Source organism: Streptomyces sp. NPDC059248, assembly GCF_042753905.1.
GTDB lineage: Bacteria > Actinomycetota > Actinomycetes > Streptomycetales > Streptomycetaceae > Streptomyces.
Genome location: NZ_JBHYZV010000025.1, coordinates 15,750 through 31,178, shown reverse-complemented (window position 1 = coordinate 31,178; position 15,429 = coordinate 15,750). Strand labels below are relative to the sequence as shown.

General features: G+C 72.8%; 11 protein-coding genes. 6 read left to right on the top strand and 5 right to left on the bottom strand.

Annotated elements, in window-relative coordinates; all coding sequences use genetic code 11:
- Positions 1–44 precede the first annotated feature (44 nt).
- On the top strand, positions 45–1,562 hold the full coding sequence (locus tag ACFXG1_RS13350) for a PepSY-associated TM helix domain-containing protein (RefSeq protein ID WP_384716012.1): 1,518 nt from the start codon (positions 45–47) through the stop codon (positions 1,560–1,562).
- Between the two features lie 166 nt (positions 1,563–1,728).
- Here the strand turns inward: ACFXG1_RS13350 and ACFXG1_RS13345 are convergent, their stop codons facing one another.
- From ACFXG1_RS13345 to ACFXG1_RS13330, 4 genes are all read right to left on the bottom strand, one after another.
- Positions 1,729–2,406, bottom strand: coding sequence for a winged helix-turn-helix domain-containing protein (locus tag ACFXG1_RS13345; protein WP_384716024.1), 678 nt, complete (start codon positions 2,404–2,406; stop codon positions 1,729–1,731).
- 388 nt (positions 2,407–2,794) lie between these two features.
- Positions 2,795–3,814 carry a glutamine synthetase gene (gene glnII, locus ACFXG1_RS13340; RefSeq protein WP_384716009.1) on the bottom strand — a complete coding sequence of 340 codons (1,020 nt, stop codon included), beginning with the start codon at positions 3,812–3,814 and terminating at the stop codon, positions 2,795–2,797.
- Between the two features lie 183 nt (positions 3,815–3,997).
- A complete protein-coding gene (locus ACFXG1_RS13335) occupies positions 3,998–5,149 on the bottom strand; it encodes a hypothetical protein (RefSeq protein ID WP_384716021.1) in 1,152 nt (383 codons plus the stop codon).
- The gene (locus tag ACFXG1_RS13330) at positions 5,146–6,717 is read right to left on the bottom strand and encodes a hypothetical protein (protein ID WP_384742437.1); all 1,572 of its coding nucleotides are present in this window, start codon (positions 6,715–6,717) and stop codon (positions 5,146–5,148) included. Before ACFXG1_RS13330 ends, ACFXG1_RS13335 begins: the two co-directional genes overlap by 4 nt.
- Positions 6,718–6,977: 260 nt before the next feature.
- Here ACFXG1_RS13330 and ACFXG1_RS13325 point away from each other — a divergent pair, with 260 nt between their 5' ends.
- A complete protein-coding gene (locus tag ACFXG1_RS13325; RefSeq protein ID WP_384723327.1) occupies positions 6,978–7,985 on the top strand; it encodes a Gfo/Idh/MocA family protein in 1,008 nt (335 codons plus the stop codon).
- A gap of 261 nt (positions 7,986–8,246) precedes the next feature.
- Here the strand turns inward: ACFXG1_RS13325 and ACFXG1_RS13320 are convergent, their stop codons facing one another.
- Positions 8,247–8,618 carry an arsenate reductase family protein gene (locus tag ACFXG1_RS13320; RefSeq protein ID WP_384722028.1) on the bottom strand — a complete coding sequence of 124 codons (372 nt, stop codon included), beginning with the start codon at positions 8,616–8,618 and terminating at the stop codon, positions 8,247–8,249.
- Between the two features lie 127 nt (positions 8,619–8,745).
- Here ACFXG1_RS13320 and ACFXG1_RS13315 point away from each other — a divergent pair, with 127 nt between their 5' ends.
- The 4 genes from ACFXG1_RS13315 (at position 8,746) to ACFXG1_RS13300 (ending at position 15,148) form a co-directional block, all read left to right on the top strand.
- Positions 8,746–9,018 carry a hypothetical protein gene (locus ACFXG1_RS13315; RefSeq protein ID WP_384722031.1) on the top strand — a complete coding sequence of 91 codons (273 nt, stop codon included), beginning with the start codon at positions 8,746–8,748 and terminating at the stop codon, positions 9,016–9,018.
- A 221-nt stretch (positions 9,019–9,239) separates the two neighbouring features.
- On the top strand, positions 9,240–10,868 hold the full coding sequence (locus ACFXG1_RS13310) for a glycosyltransferase family 2 protein (protein ID WP_384742402.1): 1,629 nt from the start codon (positions 9,240–9,242) through the stop codon (positions 10,866–10,868).
- Between the two features lie 343 nt (positions 10,869–11,211).
- Positions 11,212–13,998 carry a CDP-glycerol glycerophosphotransferase family protein gene (locus ACFXG1_RS13305; RefSeq protein WP_384742400.1) on the top strand — a complete coding sequence of 929 codons (2,787 nt, stop codon included), beginning with the start codon at positions 11,212–11,214 and terminating at the stop codon, positions 13,996–13,998.
- Entirely contained in the window at positions 13,991–15,148 is a 1,158-nt protein-coding gene (locus tag ACFXG1_RS13300) for a glycosyltransferase (RefSeq protein WP_384742398.1), read from the top strand. Before ACFXG1_RS13305 ends, ACFXG1_RS13300 begins: the two co-directional genes overlap by 8 nt.
- Positions 15,149–15,429 lie beyond the last annotated feature (281 nt).

The window sequence follows — 15,429 nt, the reverse complement described above, 5'->3', positions numbered from 1 at the left end:
GGGGGTCGATTCCCCCTGTCCTGACTCACTGAACCGGGATCACCATGACCGTTGACACCGCTGCCTCCAGCGGACCCGAAAGACCCGAAACATCCGATATATCCGCAGTCGGCGACTCCGTCGAACAGACCGAGCGGACCGAACAGGCCGAGCAGACCGAGCGGACCGAGACCGAACGCGAGGCGTCCACCGGCTCCGTCTGGAGCGGGCTGCGTCCCCTCGTCCTCCGGATGCACTTCTACGCGGGGCTCCTCGTCGGCCCCCTGCTCCTGCTGGCCGCCGTCAGCGGACTGCTGTACGCGCTCTCCTTCCAGGCGGAGAAGGTCGTCTACCGCGACGAGCTGACCGTGCCCGCGGGCAACCGCTACGAGGGCACGCTCCCGCTGGCCGACCAGATCGCCGCCGCCCGCAACGTACGGCCCGACGGCACCGTCACCGGCGTCTGGCCCGCGACCGGCGAGCGCGACACCACCCGGGTCCTGATGGACGCGCCCGGTGTCGCCGAGGGGAAGTCCCTCGCGGTCTTCGTCGACCCGCACACCGGTGAGATGCGCGGCGAGCTGCCCTCGTACGGCGGCTCCGGCGCCCTTCCGCTCCGTACCTGGCTCGACGAACTCCACCGCGATCTGCGGCTCGGCGAGATCGGCCGCAACTACAGCGAATTGGCCGCGAGCTGGCTGTGGGTGGTGGCCCTCGGCGGGCTCGCCCTGTGGATCGGCCGCCGCCGGACATCGCGGCGCGCCCTGGTCCTGCCCGAACGCGGCGCCAAGGGCCGCCGTCGCGTCCTGTCGTGGCACGGCACGGTCGGCCTGTGGGCCGTCGTCGGGCTGGTCGTGCTCTCGGCGACCGGACTGACCTGGTCCCGGTACGCGGGGGAGAGCATCGGCAAGGTCCAGGACCAGCTCGGCGGGGCCACCCCGGCGGTCTCCGCCACGCTCGACGGCGCGGCCGGCTCCGGCGGTGAGCACGCGGGCCACGGCGGCGGCCACGGCGGCGCCTACCAGGGCGCCGACATCGGGATCGACCGGGCGCTGGAGTCCGCCCGCGCGGCCGGGATCGACGGCAGCCTGTCGATCACCCTGCCCGGCGACGGCACCGGCTATGTGATCAAGGAGACGGACACCACCTTCCCGGTCCGGCTCGACTCGGTCGCCGTCGACCCGGCGGACGGCGCGATCATCGACGAACTCCGGTTCGACGACTACCCGCTGCTCGCCCGGCTGACCCGGTACGGCATCGACGCGCATATGGGCGTCCTGTTCGGGGTGGTCAACCAGCTCGTCCTGGCGGCCCTGGCCCTCGCCCTGATCCTGGTGATCGTCTGGGGCTATCTCATGTGGTGGCGGCGACGGCCCACGAAGAAGCGGTCCTTCGGCGGCCGTCCGGTGCCGCGCGGCGCCTGGCGGAAGGTGCCGCCCGCCGTGCTGCTGCCACTGGCGGCGGCGGTCGCGCTGGTGGGCTGGTTCGTCCCGCTGCTCGGGATCAGTCTGCTGGTCTTCCTCGGGGTGGATCTCGCCCTGGGGGCGATGGCCCGGCTCAGGGCCCGGCGGGCGCGGGCCTGAGGAGGCCGGTCCCATCGATGAGCATGTCCGAGGGGTGGGACCGTAGCTCCGAAGTGTGAGATCCGCCCCGTGGCCACAGTTCGGGGCCGGAACCGGCCGGGCCGGGACCCCCAGGGGTCCCGGCCCGGTCCGGAGCCGTAAGAGATCCGGCGTCGTACGTCCCGGCTCAGGGCGCGTACTTGTATCCCACGCGGCGCACCGTCTGGATCGCGCGCCGGTGCTCGGGGCCCAGCTTCCGCCGCAGCCGGGCGATATGGACGTCGACCGTCCGGCCGTCGCCGACGTGCCCGTACCCCCAGACCGTCGTCACCAGCTGGTCGCGGGTGTGCACCCGGTGCGGCCTGGCCACCAGATGAGCCAGCAGTTCGAACTCCAGATACGTCAGATCGAGGACTTCCCCGCCGACCCTGGCGACCCGCTCGGCCTGGTCGATCCGGACCGGTCCCTCGCCCTGGTCCGGTACTCCGGCGAGCACCCCGGCGGGGTCGCCGGCCGTCCCCGGGGTCCGTACGGAAGACGCCCCGGCCGCCGCGGCTGTCACCGGCGTGAGCTGCGACGACGGCAGCTGGTCCGCCGGGACGAGGACGAGATACCCCACCATCGGGGGCCGCCCCGGCAGGCTCGGGACCTGGCTCTGCGGCGCGGGCAGCCAGGTGGCGCCCGGCGGCAGCAGCTCCGTCAGGGAGCGCAGTGTTCCGGGAGGTACGACCTCGTCGGGATCGACGGCCCGGAGCCGGTGCCGGGCGGCGCGCGCCGCGGCCGGGAGCGTACCGGCGCGGCCCGGGACCGCGGGACGGTGCGGGGGAACGGCCGTGGCCGCCGAGAAGGTACGGGAGTTGACGATATTCGCCATGAGAGGTCTGCTCTCTTTCGCGCGGAGGGTTCGACGAGTCGGTGGAACGGACGTACGTCGTGCGCGCTGGCCGAAGGCCGGAAGACCGGTTTTAGAGGGCCCGCGCGTTCATCGCGCGGCAACACACCCGGTCGAAGTCGTGGTGCTGCCGGGAAGGCCAGAACGGCTCCAGGTCACTGGGACCCGTCGTGAGGTTCTGGGAGCCGGTCATGGGCTCATTGAAGCAGATGAACACCGCATGCAGGAGTGCATTGCCCACGGACCGAGACGCCGATCTCATCACACTCGGCCGAGGTTTGACGCGCCGAAGGGGTGTACGCCCGCGCGGCGTACACCCCTTCGGTCCCGCGGTCCCCGCCGGACTGCCGGCGGGGCGGGCTCAGACCTGTCCGGCCTTCTCCAGCGCCGTGCAGCAGGTCTCGACCATCAGCCGTGTCACCACGTACGGGTCGACGTTCGCGTTCGGCCGCCGGTCCTCGATGTAGCCCTTGCCGTCCCGCTCGACCTGCCAGGGGATCCGTACCGAGGCGCCCCGGTCCGAAACGCCGTAGCTGTACGCGTTCCACGGGGCGGTCTCGTGCAGCCCGGTGAGCCGGTCGTCGATGCCCGCGCCGTAGTTCTTGACGTGGTCCATCGGCCGGGAGCCCTCGCCCAGCGACTCGCAGGCCGTGATGATGGCGTCGTACGACTCCCGCATCGCCCTGGTCGAGAAGTTGGTGTGCGCGCCCGCGCCGTTCCAGTCGCCCTTCACCGGCTTCGGGTCGAGCGTCGCGGCGACCTTGAAGTCCTCCGCGGTGCGGTAGAGCAGCCAGCGGGCCACCCACAGCTGGTCGGCGACCTCCAGCGGGGCGAGCGGGCCGACCTGGAACTCCCACTGCCCCGGCATGACCTCGGCGTTGATGCCGGAGATACCGAGCCCGGCCGTGAGGCAGTTCTCCAGGTGGGCCTCGACGACGTCCCGGCCGTGGATCTCGTCCACACCGACACCGCAGTAGTAGCCGCCCTGCGGCGCCGGGAAGCCGCCGACGGGGAAGCCGAGCGGACGGTCGCCGTCGAAGAAGGTGTACTCCTGCTCGATCCCGAAGATCGGCTCCTGGGCGGCGAACCGCTCGGAGAACTCCACCAGGGCGGCCCGGGTGTTGGAGACGTGCGGGGTCATGTCCGTGTTGAGGACCTCGCACAGGACGAGGATGTCGGCACCGCCGCGGATCGGGTCGGGGCAGCTGAACACCGGCTTGAGCACCAGGTCGGACGCGTGCCCCTCGGCCTGGTTGGTGCTGGAGCCGTCGAAGCCCCAGAGCGGCAGGTCGGACCCGGTCGGGAGGATCCTGGTCTTCGAACGGAGCTTCGCCGTCGGCTCGGTGCCGTCGATCCAGATGTACTCGGCCTTGAAGGTCACGGTGTCGTCCTTTGCGGGGCGGGCTGTGCGGGCGGGTGCTTCGCAGCCTGCCAAGGGGCGATTTCCCACCCGTTGCCCGTTTGTGAACCCCGTGTTACGCCCCACGGCCCCCGGGCGTCACGTTTACCCGGGCGTCACGTGTGCCCGGCATTACGCGCCCCCGGGCCTTACGCTCCCCGGGTGTCACGCGCCCCCGGGCGCGCCTTCGCGCAGCAGCGCCCCGAGGCCGGCGCCCCTGATCCGCCGTACCAGCTCGTCGGCGGTCGTGCCCAGCGCCGCCGCGGCCCGCTCCGGATGCCAGTCCGCCGTGTGCAGCGCGTCCAGCAGATGCCCGCGCCGTACCTGCGTCTCCGACAGCCGGAACGTCTTCAGATACGCCGTCCGCCCCTTGTGGTCCCGGATCAGCTCGCCGATGTGCTGCTCCCGGCCCGGCACGAACGGCGGCAGGAACCGCTCCAGGGTGAACCCGCCCAGCGTGTACACCCGCTCGAACCGGTACGAGCCGTCCAGCAGCCCCGCAGCCATCACCGTGTCGTGGTCGCGCGCCCAGGCCGCCTCCTCGCGACGGGCGGCGGCCCGCAGACCGGCCAGGTCCCGGATCCCGAGCCCCCGGCCCAGCCGGGCCTCGAACGCGGGCACCGGGCGCCCGTAGACCGCGTGATGGTGCACCTGCTCCCCGTACAGATCCTCGACCAGGGTGGCGTGCAGCGCCCGGTAGTCGTCGGGGTGGGGGACGACGAACGCCCCCGCCAGGTCGTCCGCCGTGTACAGCAGCACCCCGCACTGCCCGGGATGGATCTCGAACACCCGCAGCGCCTCGGCGAGCCCCGGTACCGGCGTACCCGCGTACGCCGCCTCCTCGCGCGGTGAAAGACCCCGCCGCAGCGCCTCCCGCGACCAGGTGTCCCACGCGACGGACGGGCGGCGGAAGTGCAGCGCCAGATAGCCGCCGAGCGCCAGTTGGAGCGGCAGGAACCGCAGCCGGTCCTCCCGTACGCGACCGGACCCGCCGCGCGCGGGACCGCGCAGCCGCCGGACCGGGAGCCGCCGCGGGGACACCGGTACGCCGGCGGGCGGCTCCCCGCGCCCCAGCCGGGTCCCGTACGCGGCCGTGCCCCCGCTCCCGCCCCCATCGCCGGACCAGTCGGCGACCAGGCCGTGGGGGACGTACGCCACCTCGTCCTCGCAGGGGCAGCGGTCCGGATCGGGTTCGTCCGGTGTCCGGTGGAGCCGCAGCCCGTCGACGGGCGCGGCACGCAGCAGCGGCACCAGCCGGACCCCGCCCCACACCTGCGCCGGGCCCGTGGTCAGCCCGGTCGTGTCGAGTCCGCTCAGCACTCTTCCCCCTCGGGCGCGGGCTCGGGCGCGGGCTCGGGCCCGAGGAACAGTTCCGTACGGCGGTCCAGATAGGCCCGCAGTTCGGCCGCGCCGGTACGGCCCTCGGTGAACCGGGCGATCTCCACCAGCGCCGCCAGATCCTCCGCGTCCCGGATCCCCACGGTCGGCACCGAGGGCGCGAGGCGCCGTACGTCGAAGCCGTCCGCGTCGTAGACCGGGTTCACATGCGTCACCGCCGTACGCCGGCCCGGATCGAGCCGGGTCCGCCACAGCCGCAGCACCTCGCCCGCGAGACCGGGCGGCGCGTTGTCCCAGCCGTCGGAGACGATCACCAGCCGTCCCGGTGAGTCCTCCAGCGCGTCGAGGATCCGGATACCGAGCGGTGTCGGACCCCGGGGGTGCGCCATCAGCGGATCGGTGAGCCCCGACGTCCAATGGCCGCGGTACGCGCCTTCGGCGGCGAGCGCGCGCAGCAGATGGTGCGCGGCGAGGGCGACCGCGAGCGGACGGCGGCGCTTGACCCCGGAGCCGTACGAGGAGTGGCTGTCGTCCAGCACGGCCGAAACCCGCCCCCAGGTACCGGCGTGGGGGCCCGCGGCCCGGGCGGCGGCGGTCCGCAGCGCCGCCTCCAGACCGGCGCGGCGCCCGGCGCGCTCGGCGAGGGGGAGGGAGAGGACGAAGAGCGCGAGCCGGGTCAGCGGCATGCTCCCCAGCGCGTCGTCGTCGAGCCCGGTCGCCCCGGCGGTCCGCAGCCGCTCCAGCCGCGTCATCCGGGGCGCGGCGCGCTCCAGGAACCGCTCGCGCGGGACGCGGTGGCGGGCCGCGAATCCGGCGGCGACCGTGTACGGCAGCTCGTAGATCGCCCGCTGGTCGTAGCGGGCGCGGCGGTGGGCGTCGAGCAGCGGATGCGAATAGCGGACCCGGGCGCGCGGCCGGAAGAGGAAGTCGCCCAGCTCGCCGGATGCGCCCGGCTCACTGGGAGCGTCCGGCGCACCGGGCGGCGCGTCGAGCGCGCGGGCCGGCAGATGGATATGCCGGACGGCCGACTTCAGACCGCGGCGGTACTTGACCGCGTCGAGCCCCGGATCCGGCCGGGCGGTCAGCCAGTCGCGCTGGATCGCGCGCGTCCTGCGGTTGTTGACCCCGGCGGCGCGCAGCGCCCGGAACAGCCGGTACACCCGCTGCGGCGGCAGCACGGCGAGCCGGGCCGCGATCAGCCGGCCCTCGGCGCGCTTCTGCTCGGCCGTGGCCTCACCGGCGGTGCGCAGCAGCCCTTCGACGATGAGGGCCGCGTTGTGGTCGTTGACGTCGAGCGCGAGCGCCGCGGCGTACAGGGGACGGTAGTTGCCCCGTACGTACTCGTGGAGGAAGTCCAGCGACAGCCGCTGCTCGGCGGCGCCGGACCGGAACTCGCGCTGTCCGGTGGCGGTGACGGCCGCGTTCACGAACAGCAGGACGTCCTCGGCGGCGACGAGATCGGCGTAGGACTCGTCCGCGATATCCGTATCCGTTACGGGCTCGGTTACGGGCTCCGCGGCGGGCGACGGCTCCATGGTCTCCCCCAGGAGGCGCGGGTATGGGAAACCGGCCGGGGAATGGGGGAGCGAGCAGCGTCGACAGTGCTTCACAGGCAAGTTTCGGAAGTCGCACCGGAGTCCCGCGGCCGGTGCGCTCAACGTAACATCACTCGAATTCCGGGTCCTGTGGATTACCGCGGGCCCGGTCGGCGGGGAACGTCCACACTGGACGGAACGCGGGAATCGGAACGCGGGAAGACGCGTGGGACACGCACGGCGGGCGACCGCACGGGACGTACGGGGGAGCCATGGCATCCACGGCATCGGAACGATCGGGACAGTCGGCATCGGGGCGGCCGGCATCGGGAACCGCGGCGCCCACCGGGGCGGCGGCGGCCCCGGGTGACCGGCCGCGTATCGGCCTCTTCGGCGCGGGCCCCTGGGCGGCGGCCACCCAGGCCCCGGCCATCGCCGGACACGACGGCGTTGCCTTCGCGGGTGTCTGGGCCCGGCGCCCCGAGGCCGCGAAGGCCCTCGCCGAGGCCCATGACACCGTCGCCTACAGCGGTGACGACGGCGTCGGTGAACTGCTCGCGGCCTGTGACGCCGCCGCCTTCGCCCTGCCGCCGGACATCCAGGCCCCGCTGGTGGCCAGGGCCGCGCGGGCCGGACGCCATGTGCTGCTGGACAAGCCCGTCGCGACGGACGCCGCGGCCGCGCGGGAGACGGCGGACGCGGTGGCCCGCGCCGGTGTCGCGTCCGTGGTGTTCTGCACCCTGCGATTCGCCCGGGAGACGCGGCTCTGGATCGACGAGCAGATCGCCGCGGGCGGCTGGTTCACGGCCCGCGCGCAGTGGCTCGGTTCGTTGTACGCCCCCGGGAACACCAGTCCGTACGCGGCCTCGCCCTGGCGGCGCGAGCGGGGCGGGCTGTGGGATCTGGGGCCGCATATGCTCTCGGTCCTGATACCCGTCCTCGGCGAGGTCACCGCCGTGACGGCGGCCCGCGGCCCGAAGGACACCGCGCATCTCGTCCTGCGCCACGCGTCGGGCGCGTCGAGCACGGCGACCCTGGGGTTGAGCGCCCCGCCCGGGGCGGCGGGTGTGGTCCTGGAGTGCCTCGGGGAAGCCGGCTCGGCGGTCATGCCCGAGTGGTCCGATCCGCCGGGCGCGTTCCGCGACGCGCTGGACGCCCTGCTGGAGAGCGCCCGCACCGGCCGCCCGCACGCCTGCGACATCCACTTCGGGGCGCGTCTGACGGAGATCCTCGCCACGGCGGAGACTCTGATGGACGAGGCGGACCCCCGGCCGTTCTAGGCCGTGTCTTCAAAGTAGCGCCGTCCGCCCGCAGGGCGGGGCCTGCGGCGTCCGGTGCGTGCATCGCCAAGGCGGTGGGGGTCCCCCCGGCGAAGCCAGGGGGCGGTTGACCTCGTACTGGACGTACTTGGGAAATCCCGACAACGCTGGGGGCACCTCCCGTGCCCGAAGGGCTACGGGGGAGAGTGTGCGTGCCGGGCGTCGCGGGCCAGGCGGGACTTTGACGACATGGCCTAGGCCCGGTGACGGGTGGGGCGGCCGTCAGGCCCGGTCGCCCCGGTTCAGCGCGTCCAGCACCGCGTCGTCCGTACGGGCGACCACGGCGGTGCCGTCGTCCGCGGTGATGATGGGCCGCTGGATCAGTTTGGGGTGCGCGGCCAGCGCCTCGATCCAGCGCTCGCGCGCCGACGCGTCCCGGGGCCATTCCCTCAGTCCCAGCTCCTTCGCCACCGCCTCCTGGGTCCGGGTGATGTCCCACGGCTCCAGACCGAGCCGGGTGAGCACCTCCCGGATCTCGGCCGCCGACGGCACGTCCTCCAGATAGCGCCGGACGGTGTACGAGGCCCCTTCGCCGTCGAGCAGCCGGACGGCGGTACGGCACTTCGAGCAGGCGGGATTGATCCAGATCTCCATGCCGCCAACGGTAGCGCGCACCCCGTCTGGCCAGGGCCGATTGTCAGTGGCGCTCGATAGAATGAACACTAGTTCGGGATGGTCCCGCCACCGCAACTGGAGGTTGTCGATGGCCGTATCCAGACTCATGAGGAAGCCCGCCGCGAGCGGGCACACAACCCTGCCCGTACCGCCGACGAAGGTACCGCTCCCCGCCGGCCGGCCCCGGGAGTGGTATGTGACACACAACCGCCGCCTGAAGGCGATGCGCCTGGCGATAGCCCTGCTGGACTCGGGCGTCTACCACCCGGCGACCGCCGACAACGCCAGGATCCGCACCACGGCCGACCACATCGGAATCCATCCCCCCTCCGACACCACCTGCCGCATGGTCCGCGCCCTCATCCGCTACGGCCGCTGACCCCACCACCCCGGGGGCCGTACCCTTGCGGGCCCCCGGGGCGGCGCCCGGGCCCCGGCGAGTGCTTTCAGGCGCGCCGGGGAGGTTTTCAGGGGCGCGAGGAACTGCGCGATCAACCACAATGCTCCTGTGGCCGGCGCATCCACCCGAGGAACCGCTCCCCCTTTCGGCCCGCGGCCGACGCGGCCCGCGGCGAGCGTCCGGTCCCATAGGATTTCCACATGAGTTCGCGAGCCGTCCCCGGTGGTCAGCCCAGTGTCAGCGTCGTCGTGATCACCTACAACGACGCCGTCCATGTCGCCGACGCCGTCCGTTCCGCGCTCGCCCAGGGGCCGGTCGTCTCCGAGGTCGTCGTCGTCGACGATCATTCCTCCGACGACACGCCCACCGCGCTCGCCGCCTTCGACGGCGAACCCCGCGTCCGGGTCGTCCGCCGCGAGACCAACAGCGGCGGCTGCGGTACGCCCCGTAACGACGGCATCGCCGCCGCCACCGGCACCCATCTGCTCTTCCTCGACAGCGACGACCTCCTCGTGCCCGGCGCCGCCGACGCGCTGCTCGCCGTCGCCCGCGAGCACGACGCCGATGTGACCGCCGGGGTCTGCGTCCGCCGCGAGCTGCCCGGCGGCCGGGAAACGGTCTGGGCCCCCGGGATCTACGACCGGGAGCAGGGCGCCGAACTCCCCGGCACGGTCGTCGACGGCATCGCGGACCACCCCGAGCTGCTCCACGACACGCTCTCCGTCAACAAGCTCTACCGCCGCGCCTTCCTCATGGACCACGGCCTCACCTTCCCCGACGGCGCCTTCCACTACGAGGACTTCGTCTTCACCGCCGGGGTCTACGCCGCCGCGCCCCGCATCGCCGTCACCGACGTACCCGTCTACGTCTGGCACGTCCGCCGCAGCGCCGCCACGCTCTCCATCTCCCTGCGCCGCGCCTCCATCGCCAACTGGGAGCACCGCCTCGCCGCCCACGCCGGGGTCGTCGAGGTCTTCCGCAAGAGCGGCCTCGACGCGCTCGCCACCGCCGCGCGGACCAAGTTCGTCGACTACGACCTGCCGATGTATCTGCGGGAGCTGCCGCAGCGCTCCGCCGAGTACAAGGGGCAGTGGTGGACCGCGACCCGCGCCCATCTCGCGGAGTTCGACCCGGCCGCCGTCGCCGCCGCCCGGCCCGCCGCCCGCTGGTCCGCCGCCGCCCTGCTGCACGCCCCCGAGCCGTACGCGGTGCCCCGGCTGGTGGAGCTGGCCGCCCCCCGGCCCCGGCTGATCCCGCCGTACGCCACCGGTGACGGGGGCGCCCCCGTGCTCGCCCCCGCCCCCGGCGACGTACCGCTGGACGGTCTTGCCGCCCTCCCGCCGGACGAGCTGCCCCTCGCCGTCGACGGCCGGGTCACCATAGGCTCCGCCGTACGGCTGTCCCTCACCGTCCACGAGCTGTACGGACGCCTCGCCGCCCTCGGCCCCGTCGCCGCCACGGTCACCCTCACCGAGCGCACCGGCGCCGCGCCCGCCCTGACCGTACGGGCCCCCCTCCTCCCCGGCGACGGCTGCTGGGAGGCGACGCCCTCCTTCTCCCTGGACGATCTGGTGCCATCGGGACGGCTCGCCGCCTGGGCGGTCGAGGCCCGGGTCGAGTACGCGGACGGCTCGTCGACCACCGCCGAGGTGCGCTCCGTCGCCGGGCAGTCCGCCCGCCGCCGGGTCGTGGTCAAGCGGGGCCGCCCCTTCTTCGTCCAGGCGGGGGCCTCGCCCCGGCGCGCCCTCGTGCTGCGGACCGCCGACGGAGTCGAAGGGGTACGGAGGGTGATCGGCGGCCGGCTCCGGCGGCTGATGGCCCGGCGCTGAAGCCGCCCCCGAAGCCGCCCGAAGCCGTCCGAATGCCCGGAGTCACATACTCCGCTTCCGTCCCGCCCGGCGCGCGCCACCACCCCCGCCCCGGCCCGCGCGCCACGCGCCGGTGAAACGCGCTCCGGAAGCCCCCGCATGACACTTGACTTTCACCGGGCTTCAACCCCGGCGGCTCCCCGCATCCTTTTGGAGCCCGCTCCGCGGGCAAGGTAATCTTTGCCCCGCGCCAGGATTCACAAATGGGGCCTGTGCGCCCTACTGACACCGGTGGCAGCACGTCGGTGACCCACGACCTGTGCCCCGTTGGTTCGTGTGCTGCATTTTTTTTGAGAGGACACGGATGCCGACACGCGATGTCCCGGATGTGAGCGTCGTGATCATCGTCTACAACGATGAGGAGCGGCTCCCCCGAGCGGTACGGTCGGTACTCGACCAGACGCTCAACAACCTCGAAGTGATCATCGCCGACGACTGCTCGACCGATGACACCGAGCGGGTCGCCCGGTCCCTGGCCGCGGCCGACCCCCGGGTCCGCTACGAGCGCCTGGAGCAGAACAGCGGCGGCTGCAGCGCGCCCCGCAACCGCGGTATCGCCGTCGCCCGCGCGCCGCACATCATGTTCCTCGACAGCGACGACGAACTGCCCCGGCACGCCTGCAAGAGCATGCTGCTGGTCGCCGAGGAGACCGGCGTCGACTTCGTCACCGGTGAGGTCACCCGGTATTTCGAGGAGAACGACACCACCGGTCTTTGGTACCCGAGGCTGTTCACCAAGCAGCAGGTCGTCGAGGGCATCGCGGAGGAGCCCGACTACTTCTTCGACCACCTCTCCACCAACAAGCTCTACCGGACCGCGTTCATCCGGGACAACGGCCTCACCTTCCCCGAGGGCATCCACTACGAGGACCAGCTGTTCTCGGCCCAGGCCTACACCCTGGCCGAGTCGTTCGCCGTGGTCCCCTGGTCCGTCTACACCTGGCGGCTCGCCCCGGAGAGCGTCTCCATCTCCTCCAGCCGCCACAAGATCCAGAACGTGCGCGACCGGATCGGGGTCGCCCGGCTGATCGACGCCTGGTTCGACGAGCACGGCCACTCCGCCCTGCGGCCGGAGAAGGACTACAAGTTCCTCCGCCACGACTTCCGCCTCTACCTGGGCGACCTGCCGTTCCGCGATCCGGAGTGGATCGCCGAGTTCGCCGAGGCCGTCAACCCGTACCTCGACGAGATCGCCGACGAGACCTACGCAAGGCTCTCCCGCGAGGAGCGCGTCTGCCTCCACCTGCTGCGCGTCGGCCGGCTCGCCGAACTCCAGATCGCCGCCCGTGAGCTGGGCCACCCGCTGATCGCCCCGCGTTTCGTCTGCGAGGCCGGCGACGGCACCGTCTACTGGGGCACCGAGGTCCCCGCCGACCCGCGCGGCCGGTCCGAACTCGACCTCGACGAGCGCCACATCAGGGACCAGGTCCTCAGCGGCGGCCAGATCCGCCACGAGATCGAGTCCCTGGTGCCCGACGGCGCCGTCCTCCGGCTCGGCCTGCGCACCTACGACCCCGCCGGGATCATCGGCGAAGGCGTCGAGGCGTCCCTCAAGCTCGCCGCCCACGGCAAGCCGCTCACCGTACCGCTGGAGCTGCGCCCCGACGGCGAGGGCCAGTACGTCTCCGAGGCCGGGCTCGATCTGCGCCGCGTCCCCGTCGGCAAGGCCGGTGTCGCGGTCCGCCGCCACCCCGTCGTCTCTTTGGAGTACGACGGCGTCCGCCGCGCCGACCCGATCCTCGCCCCCCACGACCTGCCCGCCCACCGCGCCTCCGTGACGTACAACACCGTCGGCGTCCACGAAGCCCTGGTCCGCCCCGAGCTGCGCGGCATGGGCCGCCTCGAAGTCTCCTGGGAGCGCCAGGGCGTCCTCAAGGCGCTCCAGCCGATGGGTCCGGTCGCCCGCAAGGTCAAGAAGAAGGTCGGCCGGGTCAAGAAGGTCTTTGCCGGCAACGAGGGCAAGGCCACCGTCTACGACACCTTCTCCAAGCTGCCCCGCAAGCGCAGCCTCGCCGTCTTCGAGGCGTCCGAGGGCCGCGGCTACTGCGACAACCCCCGCTACATCTACGAGGAGCTGCGCCGCCGCAACCTCCCCATCGACGTGGTGTGGTCCTACAACGGCGACCGCTCGTCGTTCCCCGAGGGCGTCCCCCTCGTCCGCCGCGGCAGCTGGGCCTACGGCCGGGCGCTCGCCCGGGCCAGCTACTGGGTCGACTCCCACAACCTGCCCTATCTGTACGGCAAGCCGAACGGCACCCGTTATCTCCAGACCTGGCACGGCCAGACGCTGAAGGCGATGGGCTTCGACGTGCCGTCGCTGCGCCAGGCCCCCGCCCCCGACCAGCAGGCGTTCCGTGACGGCGTGGCCCGCTGGGACGCGCTGGTCTGCCCCAGCGCCGAGTTCGAGCGGACCTTCGTGCCCGCCTTCGAGGTCGACGCCGAGCTGATCCGCTCCGGCTACCCCCGCAACGACGTCCTGGTCCGCTGGGCCGAGCCGGAGCAGCGGGCGCGCGCGGCGGCCGTCCGCGAGAAGCTGCACATCCCGCAGGAGAAGAAGGTCCTGCTGTACGCCCCGACCTTCCGGGACGCCGCCCGCGGCACCGGCCAGTCGATCCGGGTGGACTTCGAGGAGCTGGCCGCCACACTCTCCGACGAGTGGATCGTCGTCGTCCGGGCGCACCCGTACGACCGCTTCAAGGTCGCCCCGCGCCTCGCGCACTTCCTCCGCGACGGCGCCGGATTCCCCGACATCAACGATCTGCTGCTGAGCTGCGACGCCGTCCTCACCGACTACTCGTCGCTGATGTTCGACTACGCCAACACCGGGCGTCCGATCCTGCTGTACACGGACGACTACGACGACTACCGCGGCGGTGACCGCGGGATGTACTACGACCTCGAGGAGATCGCCCCGGGGCCGATGCTGACCTCCACGGATCAGCTCGCCGCCGCCATGGGGAACCTCGAAGGAGTCGCCGAGCGGCACGCGGACCGCTACGCCCGCTTCCAGGAGATGTTCTGCTCGTACGAGACCGGCTACGCGAGCAAGATGGTGGTCGATGCTTTTTTCGAAGGCGGTACCCGTGACTGAGGCCAACCCCGTGCGCAACGTCTTCTTCGTCGGGATCGACGTCGACTCCATGGGCGGCTCCCAGCGGGTGCTGCACACCCTGGCCCAGGGCATGGGCGACCGGGGCCACCGGGTGGAGCTGATCGGCATCCGCCCCAGCCCCGAGCCCTTCCCGTACAACGCGGACGGCCGTTCCTACGCCCACGCCACACTCCTCGCCGAGCCCAGCACACCCCGGCCCAAGCCCCGTACGGTGGGCAACCGGATCAGCCCGGCCCGGCGGGCCGAGGCCCGTCAGCTGCGGTCCGAGCGCGACGACGCCAGGGCCGATCTGGCCCGCAGGCTCGCCGCCGTACCCGACGGATACGTCGTCTTCGGCTCCCCGTGGGCCGCGGACTGGGTCCTCAGCCTGGAGTGGCAGCACCTCAAGGGCATCGGGCAGTACCACGAGTCCTTCGCCCAGGCCCGGCGCGGCCCCAACCTGGGGCTCATCAAGCGGCACTACCCGCTGATGGAGAAGTCGCTCGTACTGAGCGACGGCGACGCCGAGGAGTTCCGCAACCAGCGGGTCCCCAATGTCTCGGTGATGCCGAACCCGCTGCCGTTCTACCCCGAGACCGCGGCGCCGCTGAACACCAAGAAGATCGGCGCGGTGGGCCGGCTCGACCCGATCAAGCGGCTGGACCGGCTGATCGAGGCGTTCGCGGCGGCCAGGCCCGGCCGGGACGGCTGGGAGCTGCACCTCTTCGGCGACGGCCCGCTGGACGCCGATCTGCGCCGGGTCGCCGAGCGGCTCGGCGTGGCCGAGCAGGTCGTCTTCCGGGGCACGGCCAACGACATGGCCGCCGTCTACCGGGAACTGTCCGTGGTGGCGATCAGCAGTGAGCGCGAGGGCCGCCCGATGGCCCTGGCCGAGGCCGCGGCCTGCGGTGTCCCCTGCGTCAGCTTCGATCTGTCCGGCGGCGTCCGCGAACTGGTCGACCACGGCCGTACGGGCACCCTGGTGCCGTCCGGCGACGTGCCCGCGCTCTCCGACGCGCTGGCCGAACTGATGGACTCGGACGATCTGCGCGCCCGCTACGGCGCCGCGGGACGCGGGCATGTCGAGCATCTGTCCCTGACACATGTGCTGGACCGCTGGGACCGGGTCTTCGAGGAAATCGACCGCTGACGGCCCCCTCCGGGGGTATCCGGAAAGTGCCGCCCGGCGCGCGACGCCCGGCATATGCGGTCTCCTCCCGGGGAGGACCCCGTGCTGCCGGGCGCCGGGGTACGTGCCGTACGAGGGCGGTCCCGCCCCGGCTTCGTACGGGCCTCCGCCCGTCGGGGCGGGGAGCCGCGGGTCCGCCCCGCGGGCGGACGGTCTGCGTTCCGGACGCGGCCCGAGTCCCGGCCGCCGGGCCGCGCCGGGGGCCCGGGGTCATCCCGTACGATCCGGCCGGCCGTGTCACA